20 protein-coding genes and 1 pseudogene are annotated in these 25,572 nt (G+C 64.0%); 12 read left to right on the top strand and 9 right to left on the bottom strand.

From position 1 onward, the window contains the following. Positions 1-3: 3 nt before the first annotated feature. The 5 genes from IGX34_RS02560 to IGX34_RS02540 all read right to left on the bottom strand — a co-directional run bounded on the left by IGX34_RS02560 (position 4) and on the right by IGX34_RS02540 (position 5,837). On the bottom strand, positions 4-675 hold the full coding sequence (locus tag IGX34_RS02560; protein WP_192554087.1) for a hypothetical protein: 672 nt from the start codon (positions 673-675) through the stop codon (positions 4-6). Positions 676-771: 96 nt separating this feature from the next. Then, a complete protein-coding gene (locus IGX34_RS02555; protein ID WP_192554086.1) occupies positions 772-1,446 on the bottom strand; it encodes a hypothetical protein in 675 nt (224 codons plus the stop codon). A 159-nt stretch (positions 1,447-1,605) separates the two neighbouring features. Beyond that, positions 1,606-3,774 carry an alpha-glucuronidase family glycosyl hydrolase gene (locus IGX34_RS02550; RefSeq protein WP_274380808.1) on the bottom strand — a complete coding sequence of 723 codons (2,169 nt, stop codon included), beginning with the start codon at positions 3,772-3,774 and terminating at the stop codon, positions 1,606-1,608. Then, the gene (dinB, locus tag IGX34_RS02545) at positions 3,771-4,838 is read right to left on the bottom strand and encodes a DNA polymerase IV (protein ID WP_192554498.1); all 1,068 of its coding nucleotides are present in this window, start codon (positions 4,836-4,838) and stop codon (positions 3,771-3,773) included. Before dinB ends, IGX34_RS02550 begins: the two co-directional genes overlap by 4 nt. Positions 4,839-4,910: 72 nt before the next feature. Further along, the gene (locus IGX34_RS02540) at positions 4,911-5,837 is read right to left on the bottom strand and encodes an ATP-grasp domain-containing protein (protein WP_192554085.1); all 927 of its coding nucleotides are present in this window, start codon (positions 5,835-5,837) and stop codon (positions 4,911-4,913) included. A gap of 288 nt (positions 5,838-6,125) precedes the next feature. Here IGX34_RS02540 and IGX34_RS02535 point away from each other — a divergent pair, with 288 nt between their 5' ends. The 6 genes and pseudogenes from IGX34_RS02535 (at position 6,126) to IGX34_RS02510 (ending at position 14,037) form a co-directional block, all read left to right on the top strand. Beyond that, positions 6,126-7,451 carry an APC family permease gene (locus IGX34_RS02535; protein ID WP_192554084.1) on the top strand — a complete coding sequence of 442 codons (1,326 nt, stop codon included), beginning with the start codon at positions 6,126-6,128 and terminating at the stop codon, positions 7,449-7,451. A 138-nt stretch (positions 7,452-7,589) separates the two neighbouring features. After that, complete coding sequence (gene lexA, locus IGX34_RS02530) at positions 7,590-8,210, top strand: transcriptional repressor LexA (protein WP_192554083.1); 621 nt, start codon at positions 7,590-7,592, stop codon at positions 8,208-8,210. Beyond that, positions 8,210-8,821: pseudogene (imuA, locus tag IGX34_RS02525) on the top strand (translesion DNA synthesis-associated protein ImuA); the annotation flags it as partial. The gene lexA and the pseudogene imuA, both read left to right, overlap by 1 nt. 132 nt (positions 8,822-8,953) lie before the next feature. After that, a complete protein-coding gene (locus tag IGX34_RS02520; protein WP_192554081.1) occupies positions 8,954-10,354 on the top strand; it encodes a Y-family DNA polymerase in 1,401 nt (466 codons plus the stop codon). Beyond that, on the top strand, positions 10,351-13,428 hold the full coding sequence (locus IGX34_RS02515) for an error-prone DNA polymerase (RefSeq protein ID WP_192554080.1): 3,078 nt from the start codon (positions 10,351-10,353) through the stop codon (positions 13,426-13,428). The genes IGX34_RS02520 and IGX34_RS02515 overlap by 4 nt, the downstream gene beginning before the upstream one ends. 21 nt (positions 13,429-13,449) lie before the next feature. Beyond that, the gene (locus IGX34_RS02510) at positions 13,450-14,037 is read left to right on the top strand and encodes an alpha-ketoglutarate-dependent dioxygenase AlkB (protein ID WP_192554079.1); all 588 of its coding nucleotides are present in this window, start codon (positions 13,450-13,452) and stop codon (positions 14,035-14,037) included. A 92-nt stretch (positions 14,038-14,129) separates the two neighbouring features. On the opposite strand, the gene IGX34_RS02505 is transcribed toward IGX34_RS02510, so the two are convergent. Further along, positions 14,130-14,762, bottom strand: a complete 633-nt coding sequence (locus tag IGX34_RS02505) for an HAD hydrolase-like protein (RefSeq protein ID WP_192554078.1) — start codon at positions 14,760-14,762, stop codon at positions 14,130-14,132. Beyond that, on the bottom strand, positions 14,762-15,940 hold the full coding sequence (locus IGX34_RS02500; protein ID WP_192554077.1) for a phosphoglycerate kinase: 1,179 nt from the start codon (positions 15,938-15,940) through the stop codon (positions 14,762-14,764). Before IGX34_RS02500 ends, IGX34_RS02505 begins: the two co-directional genes overlap by 1 nt. Before the next feature lie 125 nt (positions 15,941-16,065). Between IGX34_RS02500 and maiA the strand changes: the two genes are divergently transcribed. Further along, a complete protein-coding gene (gene maiA / locus IGX34_RS02495; protein ID WP_192554076.1) occupies positions 16,066-16,737 on the top strand; it encodes a maleylacetoacetate isomerase in 672 nt (223 codons plus the stop codon). Positions 16,738-16,800: 63 nt separating this feature from the next. Here maiA and IGX34_RS02490 read toward each other — a convergent pair whose 3' ends face one another. After that, the gene (locus tag IGX34_RS02490; protein WP_192554497.1) at positions 16,801-17,889 is read right to left on the bottom strand and encodes a PilT/PilU family type 4a pilus ATPase; all 1,089 of its coding nucleotides are present in this window, start codon (positions 17,887-17,889) and stop codon (positions 16,801-16,803) included. A gap of 111 nt (positions 17,890-18,000) precedes the next feature. On the opposite strand from IGX34_RS02490, the gene IGX34_RS02485 reads away from it, so the two are divergent. From IGX34_RS02485 to glmS, 5 genes are all read left to right on the top strand, one after another. After that, positions 18,001-18,717 carry a DUF4398 domain-containing protein gene (locus IGX34_RS02485; protein ID WP_192554075.1) on the top strand — a complete coding sequence of 239 codons (717 nt, stop codon included), beginning with the start codon at positions 18,001-18,003 and terminating at the stop codon, positions 18,715-18,717. Continuing rightward, entirely contained in the window at positions 18,714-19,340 is a 627-nt protein-coding gene (locus tag IGX34_RS02480; RefSeq protein WP_192554074.1) for a hypothetical protein, read from the top strand. The genes IGX34_RS02485 and IGX34_RS02480 overlap by 4 nt, the downstream gene beginning before the upstream one ends. A gap of 328 nt (positions 19,341-19,668) precedes the next feature. Further along, positions 19,669-19,896: an HP1242/YdcH family protein gene (locus IGX34_RS02475; protein ID WP_192554073.1), complete on the top strand. Its 228-nt coding sequence runs from the start codon at positions 19,669-19,671 to the stop codon at positions 19,894-19,896. A 146-nt stretch (positions 19,897-20,042) separates the two neighbouring features. Then, positions 20,043-21,413, top strand: a complete 1,371-nt coding sequence (locus IGX34_RS02470) for a pyridoxal-phosphate dependent enzyme (protein WP_192554072.1) — start codon at positions 20,043-20,045, stop codon at positions 21,411-21,413. Positions 21,414-21,597: 184 nt separating this feature from the next. Beyond that, a complete protein-coding gene (gene glmS / locus IGX34_RS02465; RefSeq protein ID WP_192554071.1) occupies positions 21,598-23,427 on the top strand; it encodes a glutamine--fructose-6-phosphate transaminase (isomerizing) in 1,830 nt (609 codons plus the stop codon). A gap of 17 nt (positions 23,428-23,444) precedes the next feature. Here glmS and IGX34_RS02460 read toward each other — a convergent pair whose 3' ends face one another. Beyond that, positions 23,445-25,541, bottom strand: a complete 2,097-nt coding sequence (locus IGX34_RS02460; RefSeq protein WP_192554070.1) for a phosphocholine-specific phospholipase C — start codon at positions 25,539-25,541, stop codon at positions 23,445-23,447. Positions 25,542-25,572: the final 31 nt, after the last annotated feature.

Genomic DNA, 25,572 nt, shown 5'->3' with positions numbered 1-25,572 from the left:
GGCTCAGTGCTTTTCTTCCGGCAGGGCATCCTGCAAACGCTGCTGCAAGGTACCCAGGTTGTCCTTGGCCTGGCGGAGCATCAAGGCCATTTGTGCAATCACATGCAGGAATTCGCGCGGATCCACGTGGCCGGAGCGCAGGTCGGTAGCCGTGTCGATCATCCTCGGCCCATTCATCACCAGCCCCAGGTTGGCGCTCAGGCTATTGACGACGTCGCGTTGCGCTGAATAGGCGGCGGAGTAGCGGCGCATCCGTTCGTCGTCGAGCCAGCTCACCGACTGGTTGGCCACGGCCACATCCCAGGCTTCCTGGCGCAAAGTGGGCCAGCGCAGATTGAGATTGAAGTTGCCGTCTCCGGTCTGCGCCAGGATGTGCTGTTCAATGGTCGCTTCGGGCGTGTTTGCGCGCAGGTCTTGTTCCAGCCCGTCGCGGATTCGGGCGAAGGTTTGCGCATGTTCGGTATCTTCCGTCAGCGCGATGTGGATCTCGGCCAGATTGGCACGGATCTCCGCATCGATCTGCGCAGAAGCCACCTGTGCCGCATGCTGGTGATGCGCATGCTCGATCCAGGCTTCCAGGCCCAGCGCGGTGAGAATGCTGAGCACGATCATCAGGTAATGCTTGAGGAAATCCTTCCCCGATTCCAACGATGCTTTGGGCAATTCCAGATGCATGGTGCGTCGTGCTCCGGGCGGGTCGATGCGCAAGCGTAACCACAGGGGCAGGGCTAGGAAAGCGCGCGCCGCACCCGCCCTGTGCGGAAGGGCGGGTCAGTGCGCGGAGCCTGGGCCGGTCAGGGTGCCATCCATCAGCTGGGCCAGGACAGTCAGATTTTGGCTGCTTTCATTGGCGATCTCCCACATCTGGTTGACGCTGAGCAGGAGTTCCTTCGGCTGCACCTGGCCCATCTGCAGCTGAAGCAGGACATCGTTCATGCGCGGGCCGTCGATCACCAGCGGCATGTCCGTGTGCATCAGCGCAGCATGTGCATCCTGGGCGGAGTAAACGGTGGCGTAGCGATGCAGCTTGTCGCTATCGATCCACCCGGCCGACTGGTTGGCTATCGCCACTTCCCAGGCCGTGTGATTCAAGGAGGGCCAGCGCCAATCGAGATAAACCCCGTCGGGCGCCTCCTGCTGAAGATGCTGCATGATGACGGCGTCGGTGGCATTGGACTTGATGTCGGCGATCAGTCCATCGCGGATTTTTTTCAGAACCGCTTCGCGCGCCCTGTCGTTGTCGAGCGCATGCTGCACTGCCTGGCGGTTTTCATGGATTTCCGCCTCGATCTGCGTACTGGCTGCCTCGGCGGCATGTTGGTGATGCGCATGCTCGATCCATGCCTCCAGGCCCAGCGCGGTAAGGATGCCCAGCACGATCATCAAATAATGCTTGGCCACATCCTTCATCGATTCCATCGGCAGCTTGGGTACATCCACGTGCATGGTGAATTCCTTGATGCGTGGCGCTTATACGTGGCGCCTATTTGACCGTCATCCCGGCGCAGGCCGGGACCTAGTGCCTTCGATGTGGCGAAAGACGCTGGGTCCCGGCTTTCGCCGGGATGACGGTGGGTGCGGGCGACGGCGGGTAATAAGGTGCTACTACCACGACGAAAAGCCCGGTACATAGGGAAACGACAGCGATTGATAATACGCGAGCGGGTGCTGCGGCGGTGCAAAGCCGGGCGGCAGGGGCAGGCCGGAAACGCTCTGGAAATAAGCGATGCAGGCATCCCGCCACCACTGCGCCTCGCGCTGCTGGATGGTCAGGAAGGCCGCCACCTGCCGGTAGCGCTCCGCATCGATATAGCCGTCCAGATGCTGCCAGGTATCGCGCATCTGCTGCACGTCCTCGACGCCCTGCGTGTAATGCGCCACCAGTTCGTACCACAGCGTGCGGCCGGAGCGCATGCGGTAGTTCCAGGGCAGGTGATGGAAATAGAGCAGGAACTGTTCCGGTGTCTGCTGTACATCGTTGAATTGCGCCGCCAGCGATGGCGCGTATTGATCGACCGCATCGCTGCCGCTGCGGCTGCGATCGAAGCCGATGCCTTGCCGATCCGCACGGTGGTAATAGACGGGGCGCCAGTCGGCTTCCGCTTCGCTGGCATCCCACGGCGCCGGGCCGTAATGATGGCCCGGGCCCATCAGGTGCAGCAGGCCCAGCGGCGTCATGTAGTCCACCGCCGCTTCGCGCGAACCCATCATCATCGCCACCACCGGCTTGACGAAGGCGGGGTTGTTGCTGAAGGTCATGCGCACCCATTCCTCGGCGATATCGCGCGAGGACAGCGTGGGGTTCCAGGCCAGCCGGCCGAACACATACCAGTTGGCCTGATTGAAGTCGGAGCCGCTCCAGTTGCGATCGGTGCCGATGTTGGCGTCGCCGGCCATGCCGGTCAGTGCATGGTGATCCAGCGAACCGTCGATCACCTTGGCCACGGTGGAGCCTTTGCCATGCGCCAGCGTGTCCGCTGCCAGCACTTCTTCGTACAGCGGCCCCAGGTAAACCGGGTGGGTGGCGAAGCCGAGATATTCCTTGGTGATCTCGAACTCCATCATCAGCGGCGTATGCGGCATTGCACCGAACAACGGATGAAAGGGTTCGCGCGGCTGGAAGTCGACCGGGCCGTTCTTCGACTGCAGCAGCACGTTGGCGTGGAAGCGGCCGTCCAGCGGCTTGAATTCCTGGTACGCCTGCTTGGCGCGATCGTCGTCCGGCTTGTCGGCATAGACGAAGCTGCGCCACATCACCACGCCGCCATGGGCGGCAAGCGCATCGGCCAGCATGTTCGCGCCATCGGCATGCGTGCGACCGTAATCCTTCGGGCCGGGTTGGCCTTCCGAATCGGCCTTGACCAGAAAGCCGCCGAAATCCGGAATCAGTGCGTAGATTTCATCCGCCTTGGCGTGCCACCAGGCTTGCACTTGCGGATTGAGTGGATCGGCGGTTTTCAGTCCGCCGATTTCAATCGGTGCGCTGAAGCGCACGCTCAGATAGACGCGGATGCCATACGCGCGAAATACGCCGGCCAGCGCGGCGGCCTTTTGCAGATAGTCATGCGTAAGAATGGTCGCGCCGGAGCTGACGTGGTTGAGCACCGTGCCATTGATGCCGATCGAGGCATTTGCGCGGGCGTAATCGGTGTAGCGCGGTGCGCGCCAGTCCGGCAGCTTCCACCAGTCCCAGATCGAGGCGCCGGCATAGCCGCGTTCGACCTGGCCATTGAGATAGTCCCAGTGATCGAGCACGCGCAGCTTGATATGCGGTGCATCGCGCAGGTCCAGACGATCGATCGGCTGGGTGGTCTGCAGCAGGCGCAGGAACTGGAAGGCGCCATAGAGCGCGCCGATATCGTTGCGGCCGGCGATCACGGTGATGGCATGGCCGTTCGCCACCACGCTGCGGATCAGATAGCCGTCATCGCCAAGATCCTGCAGATCCAGCTTCAGGCCGGCGATCAGCGACGAGGAGGCCGGCGTGCCGACGACGATGGCGCCGTCGTGCGTCACCGTGCTGGCCAGCGGTATGGCGCTGCCGAGCAGGCCGCTCAGGCCGCGCTGCAATTCATCGCGCGTTACCGTCTGGGTGGGCGTGGCATCGCCCGCGACCAGCTCGGCGGCATGGGGACGGTAGTGCTGTACTTGCGCGGGTGCCAGCAGGCGATAGCGCAGCCACAAGTCGTAGCCGTCTTCGGCATGCGCGGGTGCTGCGCATAACGCGGCAGCGAACACCAGCAGCGTTGCCAACCAGCACATGCGGTTTTTCATGTCGGTGTCGCCGCGGGGTGATCGAACAGATCGCGTTGGGCGAGGAAGCTGTCCTGGTCGACGAAACCCGATAGCCCCACGCCCACCAGGCGATAACGGCTGTCGGCGGGACGCTCCACCCGGCCGCGCAATGCGCAGGCCAGATCGGCCAGCTCCTGCGCCGAATGCGGCAGCGACGCCGGGGTGAGACTGCGGGTAAGCGTGTGGAAATCGGCAGTCTTCAGCTTCAGCACGATGGTGCGCGCGATGCGTCCCCCCTGTGCTTCGCGCTGATGTGCGGCCCAGGTTTTTTCGGCCAGCTGGCGGATATGCGGTTCCAGTTCGTCCAGGGTGAGATCGTGCTCGAAGGTATCTTCGGACGACACTTGCAGGGTGAGCTGATTGGGCTGCACGGCGTGATCGTCGACACCTTGCGCAAGCTCATGCAGACGCTGACCCCAGCGGCCGAAACGGAATTCCAGCTCGGACAGCGCCAGTGCGCGCAGATCGCCTACGGTCTTGATGCCCAGCGCATCCAGCTTGGTTTCCATCACCTTGCCCACGCCGGGCAGGCGATTGACCGGCAGCGGTTCCAGGAACGCCATGATCTGGTGCGGGCGGATCACGAACAAGCCGTCGGGCTTGTTCCAGTCCGAGGCGATCTTGGCCAGGAATTTATTCGGCGCGACGCCGGCCGATGCGGTGAGCCGGGTTTCTTCGTGGATCGCCGCACGGATGGCTTCGGCCGTCGCGGTGGCAGAAGGCAAGCCGGTCTTGGTGGTAGTGACGTCGAGATAGGCCTCGTCCAGCGACAGCGGTTCGATCAGGTCGGTGTGGCGCGCGAAGATCTCGCGCACCTGGCGCGACACCGCCTTGTAGCGCGTGAAATCCGGCGGCACGAAGATCGCCTGCGGGCACAACCGCTCGGCGCGCACTGCCGGCATCGCCGAGCGCACGCCGAACTTGCGCGCTTCATAGCTGGCCGCGCATACCACCGAACGTGCACCGCGCCACGCCACCACCACCGGCTTGCCGCGCAAGCCGGGATCGTCGCGCTGCTCCACCGATGCGTAGAACGCATCCATGTCGACATGCAGGATCTTGCGGGGCGGCGTGGCGGGCACGAGTTCGCACGAACGGGGAGGAAGGCCCCGATTCTAGGGCGCCGAGCCTTCCGCTGCAGAAGCCGTTTTGCCATGCAGCCCTTGCAGCCGTGCAACCACCTGCGCGGCGAAGCGTTCGGCGGCGTCCGGGCGAATGGCCAGATGCAGCATCGGCTCGACCAGCTCCAGCTCCATGATGTGGAACTGCTCGCCGATCACCACGCCATCCACGCGCGCATAGGTCTGCTCGCAATAGCCGAGCGCGGCCACCGCCGCCAGCGCCTGGTCCGCTGCCTGCAGTACGCCGGCATCCGGCGTGGCCTGCACGGCGCTGCCGCCATGTTCTTCCTGCACGCGGTAATCGCCGGAAGCGGGATGCTTGATCACCGCATGGCTGTAGCTGCCGGCGAAGTAGAGCAGGGACCATTCGCCGTTGCTGGCGATTTCAGGCACGAACGGTTGCACCAGGAAATCCAGGGTTGCGGGCAATTGCGCAAGCGCCTGTTCGAACGCCGCCGTGCCCGGTGTGCCGCGCAGCGTATGCCAGGCTCCGCCACTGACACTGGGCTTGATCACCAGTTCGTCCTGCGCCAGCGACTGCAGCAGTTGCGGCAGTTGCCCGGCCGGCGCTACGCGGGTGGGAATGATCGGCACGCCTGCGCGCGCGATATCCAGCAGATAGCGTTTTTCGCTGTTCCAGCGCAGCAGGCGCGTGTCGTTGATGGCGGCGATGCCGAGGCGGTCGAGTCGATCCAGCCAGGCGAGGAAGGCGGCGTAATGCTTGAAGTAATCCCACACGGTGCGGATCAGCACGGCATCGAAAGCCGTCCAGTCCACCGCGGGATCGTTCCAGATACATACCGTTGCTTCGATGCCCAGGCGCTGCAGCACCGACACGAAATACACATCGTCCGGATAGACGGACGGAAACTGCGCGCAGCTGGCGAGAGCAAGGCGAAAGCCGGAATGGGACACGGACATGGGTACACCTCCAATAAATGGGGTGGGCGCCCTTGAGCATGTTGGAAGGACGGCGAAACCGAGCGTAGCGGACCGGATGTCCGTTGCAGCACCCCTCGGGGCCGATGCGCCGGTGAAATCTGGTCACGGCGCGTGACGCGGGCGAATATTCCGAGGCCGCGCTTGTACTGTCAATGTGCCAGAGGATGCGTGCGCGCTCGTATGGTGCAGGCGAGCGGCCATGGCGCAGATGCCATAGGGCATAGGTCAGCGGAATTTTAGTGCCAACTCGGGTTAATGTCGGCGTCTATGACCAACGACACCTCACATTCCTATCTTCGACGGCTGGGCATCTGGGACGGTGCTGCCATCGTCATCGGCGGCGTCATCGGCGCAGGCATCTTCCGCACGCCGGCGACAGTGGCCGAGCGCACTGCCTCGGGACTGCCGCTGCTGGCGCTATGGGCGATCGGCGGCCTGCTCACGCTGGCCGGTGTGCTGTGCTACGCCGAACTCGGTGCGCGGCGGCCGCAGGCGGGCGGCATCTATATCTATCTGCGCGAAGCCTTTGGTTCGCTGCCGGCGTTTTTGTTCGGCTGGACCATGGCGCTGATCAATTACCCAGGCAGCGTGGCAGCCGTGGCGACCACCTTCGCCGATTACTTCTGCCGCGCCGGCGGCCTGCCGATCTGGTGGGTGAAGCCGGTGGCGGTGGGCGCGATCTTTTTTATCGTCGGCGTGAATCTGTTCGGCATCCGCGCGGGTGCCTGGATGCAGAACCTGTTCACCCTACTCAAGCTGGCGGCGGTGGTGATGTTGCTGGTGGTGGGGCTGGCGCTGACCCACGGCCATCTGGGCGGCGTGCTGGCGGTGGATCCCAGCCACCAGGTGCCCAGTGGCGCCTGGATCGGCGCCTTGCTGCCGGTGCTGTTTACCTACGGCGGCTTTCATTACCTCAACGATATGGCGGGCGAAGTGCGCGATCCGCAGCGCACCTTGCCACGTGCCCTGGCGCTGGGCCTGATCGGCGTGGTGGTGTGCTACCTGCTGGTCAATGTCGCTTACCTGGTTGGCCTGGGGCATGCCGGCCTGGCCGCCAGCAAGGCGCCCGCGGCGGACTTGATGAGCAGCATCTTCGGTTCGCGCGGCGTGACCATCATGGCCATCGGCATCGCCTGCTCCACCTTCGGCTATTGCAGCATCGCCATTGCCGGTGGTGCGCGCGTGCTGCAGACGATGGGTGCCGACGGCATGTTCTTCCGCGTGGTGGGCCGCATCGACTTGCGCTGGCGAGCGCCGCAGATTGCGCTGGCGGTATTGGGCGCATGGGCGATCGTGCTGATTCTTACCGGCACGTTCGGCCAGCTGCTGGACTACACCACGGTGGGCGAATGGCTGGGCCACGCCTTCGGCATCGCCACGCTGTTCTGGTACCGCCGCCGCTTTGCCGACCAGCCGGCGCCGTACCGGGTGCCGCTGTATCCGCTGCTGCCGCTGCTGTTCGTGTGCACGGTGCTGGGCGTGATCGGCGCCACGGTGATCAACTCGCCCGGCGATGCGGGCATGAGCCTGCTGATCATTGCCATTGGCGTGCCGGTTTATTTCCTGTGGCGGCGTGCGCAACCCGCATCGTGATGTCATCCCGGCGAAGGCCGGGCCCCAGCGTCCTGGGTGCGGAAAAGTCACTGGGTCCCGGCCTTCGCCGGGATGACGGGTTGGCGTTTTAGGCTACCCCCTTCCATTTTCACCTAAAAAGGTGAAAATACGGTCACCATGACCCTCCAGCTCACCAGCCGCCAATCCAACATCCTGGCCTTCATCCGGGCACGCCTGGAGCGGGACGGCGAAGCCCCCACGCTGGAGGAAATCGGCCAGGCCATGGGGCTGCCCAATGTCAGCGCGGTGCTCAAGCATGTGCGCTCGCTGGAGGCCAAGGGCCGGCTGGCGATCGAGCCGAACCGCTCGCGCGGCATCCGCCTGGTGCAGGAGGCCGATCCGCTTGCCGCCGATACGCTGGAGCTGCCGCTGATCGGCCGGATCGCCGCGGGCGAACCGATCTTTTCCGAGTCGCGGGTGGAGCGCAGCCTGCATGTCTCGCGCTGGCTGTTCCGCCTGCAGCCGGATTATCTGGTGCGGGTGATCGGCGACTCGATGCGCGACGAAGGCATCCTCGATGGCGACCTGGTCGCGGTGCACGCTACGCCGGTGGCCCGTCATGGGCAGGTGGTGGCGGCGCGCGTGGGCGGCGAGCGCTTCACCATCAAGCGTCTGTACTGGCAGGGCGAGGTGATCCGCCTGCTGCCCAACAGCCCGGGCTATCAGCCGATCGATCCGGATCCCACCGAAGACTTCGCCATCGAAGGCTTGTTTGCAGGTCTGGTGAGGGGCGTTTGATGGGGGCGGTGGTAGCCCTGTCGAATCTGCTGGATGCGCGCCAGGTATGGCGCGGACGCGCTGCGCCACTGCCGGAAGGCGAGCAGCCCACCGGCTGGCCCGCGCTCGATGCCGCGCTGCCCACGCGCGGCTGGCCGGATGCGGCGCTGACGGAAATCCTGCTGCCGGCCGACGGCATTGGCGAACTGCAACTGCTGCTGCCGACGCTGGCGCGGCTTACCCAGGGTCAGCGTCCGGTACTGCTGATCGCGCCGCCTTATGCGCCGTGCGCCATGGGCTGGCGCCAGCACGGCGTGAATCTGCAGCAGCTGGAAATCGTCGACGCCGACGCAAAACAAATGCTGTGGGCCGCCGAACAATGTCTGCGCTCCGGCAGCTGCGCAGCGGTGCTGGCATGGCCGCAGCAGGCAGACGATCGCAGTCTGCGCCGCTTGCAGGTAGCCGCCGATGCCGGGCGTGCGCTGGCCTTCGTCTTTCGCGATCGCAAGCATCTGGCCAATGCTTCGCCGGCGTCGCTGCGGCTGGAATTGAGCGTGGCACCGCACACGCTGATCCATATCCGCAAATGCCGCGGCGGCAATGCGCCGGCCCAGGCCATCGCGCTTGAGCGCGACTCCGTTCTTCCCGGCACAGGCCGGCATGCGTCACTCGTGCAGGCGGTTCATCAGCGCATGCATGACACGGCGGGTGCCGGCCTGTGCGGGATTCCTCTGCAGAAGAACGCTGCTTCGTGAGGACGGGCGATGCTATGGGCCTGTCTGCTGTTGCCGCAATTGGCGCTGGATGGCGTCCTCCGCCGTCGCGCCGATGACAGCCCGCTGGTATTGGTGGATGGCCCGGCCAATGCGCGCAGCATTGTTGCCGCCAATGCGTCAGCGCGTGCGGCGGGGCTGTATCTGGGCCAACGCCTGACCGCGGCGCAGGCGCTGCTGGCGCAATTCGAAGTGATGTCTTACGACCCGGCCGAGGTCGAGCGCTGGCAGCAGTTCCTGGCGGGCGTGGCGTATCGCTACAGCTCGCAGGTGGCGCTGCTTCCGCACGCGATCGTACTGGAAATCAGCAAGAGCCAAAGCCTGTTCGGTGCGTGGGGCAAGATGGCGGCCAGCCTGCGCCAGGATTTCGCCGAACTTGGTTTCCGCCATCGCATGGCGGCTGCACCGACGCCTTACGGCGCCTATGTGCTGGCCGGCGTCGGCGATGGCCTGGCAGTGTTTACCCAGGATGCGCTGCGGCGTGCGCTCGATGACGTGCCGTTGCCGCAAAGCCGCTTGCCTGCGCACGCGGTAGATGCGCTGCCGCGCATGGGCGTGCGCCGTCTTGGGCCATTGCTGCGCATGCCGCGCGATGGCCTGCAACGCCGCTTCGGCGCCGAACTGCTGCAGGCGATGGATCGCCTCACCGGCGAGCATCCTGCAGGCCTGGATCTTTATCTGCCGCCCGACGCGGTCGATTGGCGCATCGAGCTTTCGCACGAAGTGGAAAACATCGCCGCGCTGGTGTTTCCGCTGAAACGCATGATGAGCGATCTGGCTGCCTATCTGGCTGGGCGCGATGGCGGCGTGCAGCGGTTCCTGCTGCGGTTGGAGCAGCGTGACGGCACCGCCACCGAGGTGCCGGTCGGCATGCTTGCCCCGGAGCGCGGCGCCGAGGTGTTGTTCGAGGCGGCACGCGGACGCCTTGAGCGGGTGCAATTATCTGCACCGGTGCTGGCATTGCGCCTGGTCGCGGATGATCTGCCCGGTTTCGTGCCTGCCGGCCGCGACCTGTTCGACGAACGTCCGGCCAATGCCTTGTCGTTCGAGCAACTGCGCGAACGCCTGCGCGCCAGGCTGGGCGATGCGGCGGTCTATCGCCTGGGCACTACCATCGATCCGCGACCCGAGCATTCGCAGCGCATCGCGACGCAGAACGACAGCTTTATCGAGCCGCGCCCGCGTCCCACCTGGCTGTTGCAGCGCCCGCTTCCCTGGCGCGGACCGATGCACGTGCTGGCCGGCCCGGAACGTATGGAAACCGGCTGGTGGGATGGCGATACCGTGCGCCGCGATTACTACGTGGTCGAAAACGCGCAAGGGCAGCGCGCCTGGGTTTTTTGCGCAGCGGGCGAGCAGTGCGGCTGGATGTTGCACGGGTGGTTTGCATGAGCGATTACGCGGAGCTGCACTGCCTTTCGGATTTCTCCTTCCAGCGCGGCGCATCCAGTGCGCACGAATTATTCGAGCGCGCCAAAGCATGCAGTTATGCGGCGCTGGCGATCACCGACGAATGCTCGCTCGCCGGCATTGTGCGTGCATGGGAGGCGGCGCGCGATAGCGGAGTGCCGCTGATCGTGGGCACGGAAATCCAGCTGGCGGATGGGCCGAAACTGGTGCTGCTGGCGGAAAACAAGCAAGGCTATGTCGCCATCTGCCGCTTGATTACACAAGGACGTCGGGCTTCCGAAAAAGGCAGCTATCGCCTGACCAGGGCAGACATGTCCGACGGTCTGCCGGGCACGCTGGCGCTATGGATACCGGGGCCGCAGCCGGACGGTGAGCATGGCGCGTGGATCCGGCGCGTGTTCGATCGGCGCGCGTGGCTGGCGGTGGAGCTTCATCGCGATGGCGATGATCGTACGCGTCTGGCGGAGCTCGAAGCATTGGGCCATGCGCTGCAGTTGTCATTGGTGGCCAGTGGCGACGTACATATGCATGTGCGCGGCTGCCTGCCGCTGCAGCATACGATGACGGCGATCCGTCATCGCCTGACCATTGCCGAGGCCGGTGCGGTGTTGTTCCGTAACGGCGAGCGCCATCTGCGCAAGCGCAGCCTGCTGGAAAAGGTGTATCCCAAGGCCTTGCTCGATGAAAGCGTGCAGATTGCCCGACGCTGCAGCTTCGACCTGAAGAGGGATTTGCATTACCAATACCCCAGGGAATTGGTGCCGGAAGGCTATGCGCCGATGCAATGGCTGCGTCAGCTGGTGGCGGAAGGCGCAGTCACGCGCTGGCCGCAAGGCGTGCCGGACAAGATCCAGGCCTATATCGAGCGTGAGCTGCAACTGATCGAGATCAAGCACTACGAAGCGTTCTTTCTTACCGTCAACGATGTCGTGCGCTACGCGCGCAGCCAGCGCATTCTCTGCCAGGGGCGCGGCTCGGCGGCCAATTCCATTGTGTGCTTTGCGTTGGGCATCACGGATGCCGACCCGGCCAAGGTCGGCCTGTTGGTGGAACGCTTTATTTCGGTAGAGCGCGATGAGCCGCCCGATATCGATGTCGATTTCGAGCATTCGCGCCGCGAAGAAGTTATTCAGTACGTCTACCGAAAGTATGGCCGTGAGCGTGCTGCGATTGCCGCCACGGTGATCAGCTATCGCTCCAAAAGCGCGGTGCGCGATGTGGCGAAGGCGCTTGGCCTGCCCGAAGACCAGATCGACAAGATCGGCCGCAGCTTCTTCCGGCTTGGCGATGCTTCGCTGGATGATCGTCTGCGCGAGCAGGGTTTCGATCCCGCTGCGCCGGTGATGCGTCAACTATTGATGCTGACTGCGCAATTGCGGGGGAAACCACGCCATCTCAGCCAGCATGTGGGCGGTTTTGTTATCCACGATGCGCCATTGCATGAACTGGTGCCGGTGGAAAATGCCACGATGCCCGAGCGCACCATCATCCAGTGGGACAAGGATGACCTGGATACCATGGATCTGCTCAAGGTCGACTGCCTGGCGCTTGGCATGCTGACCTGCCTGCGCAAATGCTTCGATCTGTATGAGCACTATCGCGGCGAATCGCTGAGCATCGCCGCGATAAAGTCGGACGATAAAGCCACCTACGACATGATCCAGCGCGCCGACACCATCGGCGTCTTCCAGATCGAAAGCCGCGCGCAAATGGCGATGCTGCCGCGGCTGAAACCGGCGAATTACTACGACCTGGTCATCCAGATCGCCATCGTGCGGCCGGGTCCGATCCAGGGCGACATGGTGCATCCGTATCTGCGCCGCCGAAATAACGAAGAACCGATTGTCTATCCATCGAAAGCGCTGGAGCCGGTGCTTGAGCGCACCAAGGGCGTGCCGTTGTTTCAGGAACAGGTGATGAAGCTGGCGATGGTGGCGGCCGACTACAGCGGTGGCGAGGCGGATGAGCTGCGCCGCGCGATGGCTGCCTGGAAGCGCCATGGCGGCATGGAAAAGCATCACGAAAAGCTGGTCAACGGAATGTTGAAGAATGGCTACACGCTGGAATTCGCCGAGCAGATCTTCAACCAGATAAAAGGCTTCGGCAGCTACGGTTTTCCGGAAAGCCATGCCGCCAGTTTCGCCAATATCGCCTATGCCAGCAGTTGGCTGAAATGCCATGAGCCGGCGATGTTTGCCTGTGCCTTGCTCAATGCGCAGCCGATGGGTTTCTACGGCCCCAGTCAGATCGTGCAGGATGCGCAGCGCCATCGCATTCGCGTGCGGCCGGTGGATGTGCGCTACAGCGATTGGGATTGCACGCTGGAGGCCGATCCGCAGAGTGCGCAAGGACTCGCCCTGCGCCTGGGCCTGCGCCAGCTGCGTGGTTGCAGCGAGCAGGTGGCCACGCGCATTGCCGCTGCGCGCCATGTGCGTCCGTTCCAGGATGTAGTGGATCTTTGCACGCGTGCAGCATTGGACGCGCGTCATCAGGATCTGCTGGCCGATGCGGGTGCGCTGCGCGGGCTGGCCGGGCATCGCCATCGTGCCTTATGGCTGACCTCCGGCGTGGAAGCGCAGCTGCCGTTGTTCGGCCGCACCAGTCCGCGCGAACAGGACATCGTGCTGCCGCTGCCGACGGTAGCGGAAAATATGCAGGCCGATTACGCACACAGCGGCTTGAGCCTGGGCCCGCATCCCTTGAGGTTGCTGCGCAGTCGCCTGCGCGCAAGCCGCTACCTGGATTCGCGCAGCCTGCAAAAACTGCCGCACGCCGCGCCCGTGCGCACCGTCGGCCTGGTCACTCAGCGCCAGCAGCCGCAAACGGCCAGCGGCGTCACCTTCATCACCATCGAAGACGAATTCGGGCATGTGAATGTGGTGGTGTGGAGTCATATCGCGCAGACCCAGCGCCGTCCTTATCTGGAGGCACGCCTGCTGGCGATTGAGGGACGCTGGGAAACGGCTGACGGCGTCAGTCATTTGATTGCGCGGCGCCTGCATGACGTCAGCGACATGCTCAGCGGACTGGATGCGCGTTCGCGGGATTTTCACTGATCGCAACCGGCACTTAGGATCATGCAGACCCTACTTTTCGAGCAGGACGTGCAACGGATTGCCGACGACGCTAGCGGACCGATCACGTATCGGCCCGGAATTATTCCATCCACGTTGGCCGCCACCTGGTTCGACGCTCTGCGCGAGCAGGGCGACTGGCACGCAAGCTCGCGCGTGATGTACGAGCGCCTGGTGGGCGTGCCGCGGCTGCATTGCCATTACGCCGTGGCCGATCCCGCGCTGCCCGGCGTGTTGCGCGAGGCCTTGGCGCGGGTCGCGCAGCATGTCGATGCGCCGTTCAACAGCATCGGCCTGAATTTCTATCGCGACGAACACGACAGCGTGGCGCCGCATAACGACAAGCTGCATGAAATGCTGCCGCAGCAGCCGGTGGCGCTGCTGTCATTGGGGGCAACGCGCACCATGCAGATCCGGCGCAAACAGCCGCCGCATCTGAAAACCGAGCTGGAACTGGAGGCAGGCAGCCTGTTGCTGATGGGCTGGAATGCGCAGCTGCATTACGACCATGGCATTCCGAAGCTGCGCTATCCGGTGGGACCGCGGATCAGCGTGGCGTTCCGGGTGCGCCCAACGCGCAATGCCTGGTAGGTTGGGTTACTTCGGACTGGAGCCGTGGGGTAACTACGCAAATGTCTGGCGCTTCGATGGAGGTCTGTTGGGTTGCGCTGCGCTAACCCAACCTACGCGGCCAGCAGTGCACCCAGCAGGTCCGGGTGCTCGATCAGCGCATGTGCACCAGCCTGTTCCAGCTCGGTGCGGCTACCGAAACCCCACAGCACGCCGACACCCGTCACGCCGTTGGCAACTGCGCCTTCAATGTCGAAGCGGCGGTCGCCGATCATCACCGTCTCGCGTGGCGAGGCGCCGAAATCCGCCAGCGCCGCCGCGATCATGCTCGCTTTCTCGCTGTGCGGACTGGAAGGATGCGGCCCGTACAAGCGGGTGAAGCGATGGCCGAACGGCAGCGCATCGACAATCGGCTGCGCATGCCGATGCGGTTTGCTGGTGACGATCGCCAGCTGATGCCCGTTGGCCTGCAGGCCATCGATCATCGCCTCGATGCCCGGATAGATGGCGTATTCGCGCCAGCCCAGATCCGCGAATCGCTCGTGGTAATAGTGCACCGCCGCTTCCACTCGCGTTTCATCGTGATCCATCAGCGGCGCAAAGCTGTGCCGCAGCGGCGGACCGATCCAGTCGCGCAGATCGGCCGGGGTGGGAATTTCCAGCTTGTCCAGCGCATGCCGGATGCAGGCGGTAATGCCCAGCTCCGAGTCGATCAGCGTGCCATCGAGGTCGAACAGACAGAGCATTATTTCCCCGCGCGCGCTTTCAGGGCGGCCACGGCCGGCAGTTCCTTGCCTTCCAGGAATTCCAGGAAGGCGCCGCCGCCGGTCGAGATATAGGAAACCTTGTCGGCGATGCCGTACTTGTCCACCGCTGCCAGTGTGTCGCCGCCGCCGGCGATCGAAAATGCCTTGGAATCGGCCACCGCATGCGCCAGCACTTCGGTGCCCTTGCCGAACGCGTCGAATTCAAACACGCCCACCGGGCCGTTCCACACCACGGTGCCGGCCTTGGCGATCAGGTCGGCATACAGCTTGGCGGTCTGCGGACCGATATCCAGAATCATCTCGCCATCTTTCACTTCATCCACCGCCTTGATGCTGGCCGGTGCATGCGCGGAGAACTCCGGCGCCACCACCACGTCCACCGGCATCGGCACTTCCGCGCCGCGGCGCTTGGCGTCGGCCAGCACTTTCTTGGCGGCGGCGAGCAGATCCGGTTCGTACAGCGAATTGCCGACCGAGTGTCCGGCGGCCGCGATAAAGGTATTGGCGATGCCGCCGCCGACGATCAGCTGATCTACCTTGCCGATCAGGTTTTCCAGCAGCATGAGCTTGGTCGACACCTTGGAGCCGGCCACGATCGCCAGCAGCGGATGCGCGGGCTGTTCCAGCGCCTTGCCGAGTGCGTCCAGTTCGCCGCACAGCAGCGGACCGGCAGCAGCCACCGGCGCAAACTTGATCACGCCATGGGTCGAAGCCTGCGCGCGGTGCGCGGTGCCGAAGGCATCCATCACGAACACGTCGCACAGCGCGGCGTACTTCTTCGCCAGCGCCTCGTCGTCCTTGCCTTCGCCGACATTCATGCGGCAGTTTTCCAGTACCACGACTTCGCCTGCGGCGACGTCCACGCCATCCAGGTAATCGGCAATCAGCCGCACCGGCGTACCAAGCTGCTCGCCCAGCCACTTCGCCACCGGCGCCAGCGAGGATTCCGCATCGAACTGACCTTCCTTCGGGCGCCCCAGGTGCGAAATCACCATCACCTTGGCGCCGGCATCGCGCGCGGCCTTGATGGTGGGCAGCGATGCGTCCAGGCGCTGGGTGGAGGTGATGCGGCCGTTCTCGATCGGCACGTTCAAGTCTTCGCGGATCAGCACGCGCTTGCCGCGCAGGTCGAGGTCGCTCATGCGGGTGACGGTCACGGGAAAACTCCTGGCAGCTTCGAGGGTCGGCCTTGGCGGCCGGAACCGCGTATTTTCCGGCCAGCCTCGCGGCGATGCAAACGGCCCCGCTTTACACTGGGCCGATCTCCAGCAGGGAACGGCCCATGCCATCGGATCTCATTCTTTACAGCTATTGGCGTTCCAGCGCGGCCTTTCGCGTACGCATTGCGCTGAATCTAAAGGGTTTGCGTTACGAAACGAGGGCAGTGCATCTGGTCCGCGACGGCGGCGAGCAGCATGCGCCGGCCTATGCCGCGCTCAATCCGCAGGAACTGGTACCCACCCTGGTCGATGGCGAGCGGGTGCTGACGCAGTCGATGGCGATCCTGGAATACCTGGACGAAACCCATCCGCAGCCGCCGCTGCTGCCGGGCGATGCTGCCGGCCGGGCGCGCGTACGTGCGCTGTCGCAGGTGGTGGGCTGCGATATTCATCCGATCGGCAACCTGCGCGTACTGCAGCAGATCGGCACGCAATTCGCGGCCGACGATGCACAGAAAAGCGCATGGATGCGGCATTGGGTCGCCGGTGGGCTGCAAGCGTTCGAGACCATGCTCAGCCGCAGCCAGGACACCGGCCGCTATTGCCACGGCGATGCGCCGGGCATGGCCGACGCGTGTCTGATTCCGCAGGTGTACAACGCGCGGCGCTGGAAAGTACCGCTGGACGATTACCCGACCATCCTGCGCATCGACGCTGCCTGTGCGGCGCTGCCGGCGTTCCATGCCGCGATGCCGGAGCAGCAGCCGGATGCGCCGGCGCCTGCTCCGCAATGAAATGATGTTCGGCTTAGGTTGGGTTGCCCCGGACCTGGTCCGGGGCAACCCAACCTGCGGTGCCTAGAAGCCCAGGCCGTACGGATCGTTGCCGGCCAGCTCCGCATTCTCGGTGTTGCCGCTTTCCGAAAGCCGGATCTTCAGCGCCAGGCCGTCGCGCGAGTCGGCCTTGGCCAGCGCCTCTTCCAGCTCGATGCGGCCATTCTTGTACAGCTTGTACAGCGACTGGTCGAAGGTCTGCATGCCTTCCTGCAGGCTGCGGTCCATCGCTTCCTTCACCTCGTGGATCTGCCCGCGGCGGATCATGTCGCGGATGAAGGGCGTGTTGAGCAGCACTTCCACCGCCGGCAGGCGGCGGCCGTCCTTGCCGGTGACCAGACGCTGGCTGATCACCGCGCGCAGGTTCAGGGCCAGGTTCATCAGCACGTTCTTGTGCGCCGATTCCGGGAAGAAGTTGAGGATGCGCTCCAGCGTCTGGTCGGCGTTGTTGGAGTGCAGGGTGGCCAGGCACAGGTGGCCGGTTTCGGAGAAGGCGATCGCCGCTTCCATCGTATCGGTATCGCGGATTTCGCCGATCATGATCACGTCCGGCGCTTCGCGCATCGCATTGCGCAGGGCCTCGTGATAGGTGTGCGTGTCCAGGCCCACTTCGCGCTGGTTGACGATCGACTTCTTGTGGCGATGCAGGTATTCGATCGGATCCTCGATGGTGAGGATGTGCCCGGGAGTGTTGCTGTTGCGGTGATCGAGCATGGCCGCCAGCGTGGTCGACTTGCCCGAACCGGTCGCGCCCACCACCAGGATCAGGCCGCGCGGTTCCATGATCAGTTCACGGAAAATGGCCGGCAGCTGCAGCTGGTCGATGCTGGGGATCTCGCTCTTGATCGCGCGGATCACCATGCCCACTTCGCCGCGCTGCTTGAACACGTTGATGCGGAAACGGCCGGCTTCCTTCACCGCCAGCGCCATGTTGAGCTCCAGGTCGCGCTCGAATTGCGGCACCTGGCCCTCGTCCATCAGCGAGTAGGCGATCTTTTTCACCATGCCGCTGGGCAGCCCGGTATTGCCGAGCGGGTACAGCTTGCCCTCGACCTTGATGTTCACCGGGGCTCCCGTCGTCAGAAACATATCCGACGCGCCCTTATCCACCATCAACTTGAGGAAGTAACCGATATCCACCTTAAAGACCCCAAAATTTTACGCATTGCATTCAAGGATTATGCCCGCTCACAATACGCCGTGATCCTCAGAGAGGAATGAGTGATGGTGCACACATTTTCCCCGCTATGGGTACGCACTTGGCGTATCCGTGCGGTGGTTCCGGCGTCGTTGTTGCTGGCGGTGTCGTTGAGTCTGGGCGGCTGTGCCAGCGTACCCCCGCCGGATAGCGCGATGAACCAGGCCCAGGCCCAATTGCAGGCCGCCCGCGATGCGGGAGCGGCCGACTACGATCCGGTCGATTTTGGCTTTGCGCAGGATAAGTTCCAGCAGGCCCAGGCCGCCATGGCCGACCGCAAATATGCCCAGGCTGCCGACCTGGCCGATGAGTCGCGCGCAGACTCCACGCTGGCCCGGACCAAGGCCCAGCTGGCGGCGGCACGTGCCCAAATTCAGTCAAAAACGGACGCAAACGGTCAGTTGCGTGCGCAGAACGCCGAAGCGCAGTCGGAAAACGACCAGCACTATCAGCAGCAGAAGGCCCAGCTCGCCGCCCAGCAGGCGGCCATGCAGCAGGCCGCCGACAATGGCGATAACGGTGGCGACAACGGCAATCCGGCCTCCTCGTCCACCACGCCGGAGCCGGCTTCGGGCAGCACCACGCCGACCCCGCCGTTGCCGGCCCAGGCGCCGATGCAGCAGGACATGCCGGCACCGTCGTCCTCGGTCCTGGGCAGCCCCCAGCCGCAGCCGCAGCAGCAGGGGCAGAGCTTCCAGACCGTGCCCGATGCTGGCCAGCAGAATCAGGGAGGCCAGCCATGAACCGTGTCATCTCCAGAAAGTCCTTGTCGCTCATCGCCATTTCCCTGTTGGCCCTTTTCGCCAGCGTCGCCGTCCAGGCGCGCAAGGACGATATGGATGTCGACCGGCTCAGCAATAACTTGAATCAGCTTGCCAGCGATCCGAACCTGGGCGTGTACGCCCAGGCCGACCAGGCGCTGGCGCGCGAGGCGATCAGCCAGCTGTCCCAGGCCAGCTCGCACGACCGCCCGCACGCGCTCTACATCGCCGAACGCCGGGTGGACCAGGCCAAGGCCGAGGCGCAGCTGCAGGTATCCCAGCGCCAGCTCAACCAGCTCGATCAGGAAAACGCCCAGTTGCAGCTCGATCGCAGCCGGATCGACGCCAATGCCGCCCAGCAGCAGCTGGATATCCAGCGCATGCAGTACCAGCTGGCGCAGCAGGAGACCGCCCGCTTGCAGGCGCAGGGCCAGATCGCCGCGGCGCAGGCCGCCCAGGCCCAGGCCCAGGCCGACCAGGCGCGCAAGCTGGCCGCGGCCCAGGCCCGGGTGGCGCAGGCCGCCAAACGCCAGGCCGCACTCGCCACCAAGGCGGCCCAGGCTGCCCGTGCCGCGCAGGAAAACCAATCTTCCGGCGGTAACTGAGCGGGTTTGCATGACACCTTCCCGGCTACGGCCGGGGAGGCGGCATGTAGGTTTTTTGCAGGGGCCTTTACGGGTTTTTGACTACCGCCCGCATAGCCATGCGCCTTGCCGAGGGGTCCTTGCGCACCCCTTGGGCCGGGAGTAGGGTCGAACACGCCGCGACCACTTACAGCTGTCGCGGCCTACCGACTGAATCATGCGCATATCCCTCCACTTTTCGTTTCCCGGGTCCTGCAGTCAGGGCGCGGGGTGTGGTCATGCGTGCGATTTGCTTCTGTATGCGGACGTCCTTGTTGCGCCCGCCGCCCTACCGCGAGGAGGTTGAATCATGTTCGAAGATCAGCAGCGCGATGCTGTCGAAGCCTTTATGAAAGCCGATGCGGAATTTCGCCGGCTCTATCAGCACCACAGGGAACTCGACAGCAAGGTGCACGATGCCGAAATCGGCGTGCTTCCCATCGACGACGTGACGCTACTTGGCATGAAGAAGGAAAAGCTCTACGCCAAGGAAAAACTCCAGCGCATGTGGGATACCCGATCGCAAAGCATCAACTGATCTGCAGGTTCTGATCACGGACACGGCCCCGGGGCGAAAGCTGCCGGGGCCGTTGCTTTTTTGCGGTGGCGATGAGACCGGTGCAAGGTGTTCCCGTTATGATTGCGCTTCATATCGCCCCAGCCACGTCATCCCATGGAGCCTTCATGACGGTCAACACCAGCGTCCTCGAACTGATCGGCAATACCCCGATGGTGCGCGCCCAGCGCCTGGACACCGGGCGCTGCGAGCTGTTCCTGAAACTGGAGAGCGCCAATCCGGGTGGATCGATCAAGGATCGGATCGGCCTGTCGATGATCGAAGGCGCGGAGAAAGCCGGCAAGATCAAGCCCGGCGCCACCCTGGTGGAAGGCACTGCCGGCAATACCGGCCTGGGCCTGGCGCTGGTCGCGCAGGCGAAGGGCTACCGGCTGGTGCTGGTGGTGCCCGACAAGATGAGCCGCGAGAAAATTTTCAATCTCAAGGCGATGGGCGCCGAGGTGGTGCTGACGCGCTCGGACGTGGCCAAGGGCCATCCGGAGTATTACCAGGACATGGCCGAGCGCATCGCGCGCGAAACGCCCGGCGCGTATTTCATCAATCAGTTCGGCAATCCCGACAATCCCAAGGCGCATATCGAAACCACCGGCCCGGAAATCCTGCGGCAGATGGACGGCAAGGTGGATGCGGTGGTGGTGGGTTGCGGTTCTTCCGGAACGCTCAGCGGCCTGTCGAAGTATTTTGCTGAGAAATCGCCGAATACCGAGCTGGTGCTGGCCGATCCGGTCGGTTCGATCCTGGCGCAATACATCAACGAAGGCGTGCTCTCGACCAAGTCCAGCAGCTGGATGGTGGAAGGCATCGGCGAAGATTTCCTGCCGAGCATCAGCGATTTCACCCGCGTCAAAAAGGCCTACGCGATTTCCGACAAGGAAAGTTTCCTCGCCGCGCGCGAATTGCTGGCAAAGGAAGGCATTCTGGGCGGTTCGTCCACCGGTACCCTGCTGGCGGCCACCTTGAAATACTGCCGCGAGCAGACCGAACCCAAGCGCGTGGTCACCTTGGTCTGCGATACGGGCAACAAGTATTTGTCGAAGATGTACAACGACTACTGGATGCTCGACAACGGCTTTATCGATCGCGAGCAGCATGGCGATCTGCGCGATCTGCTGTTGCGCCCGTTCGCCCAGCGCGACACCGTAGTGGTTGGTCCGAATGAATTGCTGATGACGGCGTATACGCGCATGAAGCTGTACGACGTATCGCAGTTGCCGGTGATGGATGGCCATCGCCTGGTCGGCATCCTCGACGAATCGGACGTGCTCATGCACGTGCATGCCGACGAAGCGCGGTTCCGCGATTCGGTGGCTACTGCGATGATCAGCGATCTGCAGATACTGGATGTGCGCGCGCCGATCCAGTCGCTGCTGCCGGTGTTCGATCGCGGCCATGTCGCCATCGTGATGGACGGCGAACAGTTCCTCGGCCTGATTACGCGTATCGATCTGTTGAATTACCTGCGCCGCAAGGTGCATTGATCCACGTCGTTCCGCTTCCCTTGCCGCACGTGGTGGGTCAAGGGAAGCCCGGGATGCGTCAGCACCGCTCGTGTGGATGAATGAACCGGCGGCGCGAAAGCCTGTCGAAACGGCGTCCCGGCACAGTCGCCGGCTCCATCGAAGCCCCGGGCTTTGACCAGTCCGCCACAAAGGAATCAACGCCATGTGTGGAATCGTCGCTGCCGCCGCCCAACGTGATGTGGCTCCGCTGTTGATTGCCGGCCTGAAGGCACTGGAATACCGCGGCTACGATTCGGCCGGCCTGGCCGTGCTGGCCGATGGCCAGGTACGTCGCGTGCGCGCCAAGGGCAAGGTGCGCGAAATGGAGGCCGCCTATCTGGCCGATCCCTTCCCGGGCGGCACCGGCATCGCGCATACCCGCTGGGCCACGCACGGCGTGCCCAATGAAGCGAACGCGCATCCGCATATGGTCGGCCGCGTGACCATCGTGCACAACGGCATCATCGAGAACTACGCCGCGCTGCGCACCGAACTGCAGGCCAAGGGCTACGCCTTCAGTTCTGAAACCGATACGGAAGTGATGGCAGCGCTGATCGACGTGAACCTGTCCAAGGGGCTGTCGCTGCGCGAGGCGGTGCTGGCGACAGTGCGCGAACTGGACGGCGCCTATGCCATCGCCGTGATGAGCCGGGACGAACCCGGCCGCGTGGTCGGTGCGCGCCGCGGCGCGCCGCTGCTGGTCGGTGTGGGCATCGGCGAGCATTTCCTGGGTTCGGATGCGCAGGCGCTGATCCAGGTCACCAACAAGACCATCTATCTCGACGAAGACGATGTGGTGGAGATCACGCGCGAGCGCGCCCAGGTCTATACGCTCGATGGCCAGCCCGCCGCGCGCGACGTGCACGAAAGCGAACTGTCCGCCGACGCGGTGGAACGCGGCGAATACCGCCACTACATGCAGAAGGAAATCTTCGAGCAGCCGCGTGCCGTGGCCGACACGCTGGAGGCGCGCATCCATGCGCACGGCGTGCTGCCGAATATCTTCGGCGTCGACGGCGAGGAGCTGCTGGCAAAGGTGAAGGGCCTGCATATTGTCGCCTGCGGCACCAGCTATCACGCCGGCTTGGTCGCCAAATACTGGATCGAAGATTACGCACGCCTGCCGGTGAGCGTGGAAGTGGCCAGCGAATACCGCTACCGCGAGGCGGTGGTGCCGGCAGATACCTTGTTCGTGGCCATCTCGCAGTCCGGCGAAACGGCCGACACGCTGGCTGCCATGCGCGAATCGCGCCGCCGCGGTTATCTGGGCACGCTGGCCATCTGCAATGTGCCCGAATCCTCGGTGGTGCGCGAAGCCGATCTCAAGCTGATGACGCGCGCCGGTCCGGAGATCGGCGTGGCCTCGACCAAGGCATTCACCACCCAGCTGAGCGCGCTTGCACTGCTGGCCCTGCACCTGGCCAGGCAGCGTGGGCTGGAGCAGGCCCGCTACCAGGATTTGTGCGCCCAGCTATTGCGCTTGCCGCGCGCGATCGACGAAGCCCTGAAGCTGGAGCCGCAGATCGTCGCGCTGGCCGAGCGCTTTGTGCACCGCCATCATGCGTTGTTCCTGGGGCGCGGTGCGCATTACCCGGTGGCGCTGGAAGGCTCGCTCAAGCTCAAGGAAATCTCCTACATCCACGCCGAAGCCTATCCGGCGGGCGAACTCAAGCACGGCCCGCTGGCGCTGGTCGACGAAGACATGCCGGTGATCGCCGTGGCGCCGAACGGTCCGCTGCTGGACAAGCTCAAATCCAATCTGCAGGAAGTGCGCGCCCGTGGCGGCGAGCTGGTCGTGTTCGCCGACAGTGCGGCGCATATCGATGGCAATGCCGCGCGTGGCGTGGTGCTGCGGGTGGATGCCGGCGGTGAATTCATCGCGCCGGCCGTGTTTACCGTGCCGCTGCAGTTGCTGGCTTACCACGTGGCAGTACTGCGCGGCACCGATGTGGACCAGCCGCGCAACCTGGCCAAGTCGGTCACGGTGGAATGATCCGCCGCGGCAGCGTGTCAGCCGGTTATCGAATCGCTGCCGCTTTCCAGATGTCCGGTATAGCGGCGGATCCAACTGCTGTCGCCGCTTAGGGTGACGGTGAAGTCGTACCAGCCGTGGCTATCGGCCAGTGCAGAAAAATAGGTATTGGTGGTGGCGCCGGCCGCAACGGCGTAAGTCCACGGACCTTCGCCGGTGTAGTTGTTGGCGGTAATGGTGAAGGTGACGGCGCTGCTGCCGCCGTTGGTCAGCGCGAAATAGATGGCCAGCTGCCCGGAGACCGGATCGGCCAGGTATGACGAGGTGACGCTGCAGGCCTTGCCCGCGTCATTGAGATTGCCGGCGAAGCGGCGCAGAAAGCGATTCGGGCCGATCACGCTCAGGTCGTAGCTGCCGTTGCCGAAGCCGGTGCCGACGTTGAAGAAATCGCTGACGCTGCCATCGCTACCGTTGCTGTAAGGGGCGACCGTGTATTGCCAGGGGCCGCCGCTGCGGTAGGCATTGGCGTAGATCGCCATCGGTACGGCACGCGTAGCGAGGCTGCCGGCATTGAGCATCTCGATCCAGATCAGGATCTGGCCGTTCGAGCCGTATTGGATCGACGAGATATTCGCATCGGGCTGATACGGCAGGGCGCGCGCGGTGCGTGTGCCGGATTCTTGCGCCGGCAGGCTGTTGGATGCGTTGCTGTCGGTGGGATTGGGTAGCGGATCGCAGGTGCCGGTGCGGCTGATGGTGGCGCTGGTGGCCGGCAGATTGCCCGGCAGGCCATACACAGGATTGGCGAAATCGAAGGCGCCGGTCAGATCGCCGCTGACCTGTCGCCGCCATGCACTGATCGACGAACAGATTGCCGGCTTGCCCAGCGCGCTGCTCCAGCTTTCCAGAAACTGGATCACCGAGGTGTGGTCGTAGATTTGCGAATCGACGATGCCGCCGCGTGTCCAGGGCGAGCAGATGATCATCGGTACGCGGAAACCCATGCCAATCGGTTGCGTCACGCCATCCACGGTAATGAATTCGCCGGCGGTGCCGCTCGGCGGAATCGGCGGCGGCACGTGATCGAAGAAGCCGTCGTTCTCATCGTAATTGAGGATCAGCACGGTCGAGTCGAGCGTCTGCGCGTTCGCGGCCAAGGCCTGCAACACTAGGTCGATGAAATGCGCGCCGTTGTCCGGCGGTGCATCGGGATGTTCGGAGTAATCCTGGCTGGCGACCACCCAGCTCACCTGCGGCAGGGTGCCGTTGAGCACGTCGTTCTGGATGGCGGTGGCGATGTCGTTCGGGGTGGAGCCGGTAGTGCTCGGCACGGAAGCCATGCCTTGCTGGTAAAGCGGGCTGGTAGTCGGCGCATCGGCGAACTGGGTGAAGTAGGCCAGGGCGTTGTCGCCGAAATTATCCGAAGCGTTCTGATAGACCTTCCACGTCACGCCTGCCGCCTGCAGCTCTTCGGCGTAGGTTTCCCAAGTGAGTCCGGATTCGGAGCCGCCGTCGTAGGCCGGGCCGCCGTTCTGGCCGCTGGGATCGATCATGCCGCTCCACAGATACGTGCGGTTTGGGCCGGTGGAACTGAGGATCGAGCAGAAGTTGTGGTCGCAGATGGTGTACGCATCGGCGAGCGCATAGTGAAACGGAATGTCCTGGCGCGTGAGATAGCCCAGTGTGCGCACGCCGGCCTTGGCCAGCACCCAGGAGTCCATCTTGCCGCCATTCCAGGCGGCATGCTGGGTCAGCCAGGAATGATCGAGACTGCCGTCGCACTGCGTGAGTACTTCGCTGGTCTGGCTCGCTGCGGGCGAGGTGGTATTGAAAGCCCAGGGATATTGGCGCGCGCTTCCATTCGGCTGATCGAGCACGGAGTAGCCGCCCGCAAGCGTGATGCCGGCCTTGTCGCCGAAGCCGCGTACGCCCTGCAGGCTGCCGAAGTAATGGTCGAAGCTGCGATTCTCCTGCATGAGAATCACCACGTGCTTGATGTTGGCCAGGCCGCTTGCTGCTTCCGGTGTGGCAGCTTGCGCGGGTCGGATGGTTTTGCCCAGTGCGTATCCGGTCGCGCCCATGGCGGCGGCCTTGATCGACAACGCAAGAAATTTACGGCGATTCATCTCGACCATGGGATCACCGCGCGTGAAGTGATGTTGTTCG

It is taken from the genome of Dyella acidiphila, from assembly GCF_014863405.1.
Classification (GTDB): Bacteria; Pseudomonadota; Gammaproteobacteria; order Xanthomonadales; family Rhodanobacteraceae; genus Dyella_B; species Dyella_B acidiphila.
The sequence above is the reverse complement of the archived record's forward strand: the minus strand, read 5'-3'. Positions and strand labels throughout refer to the sequence as shown.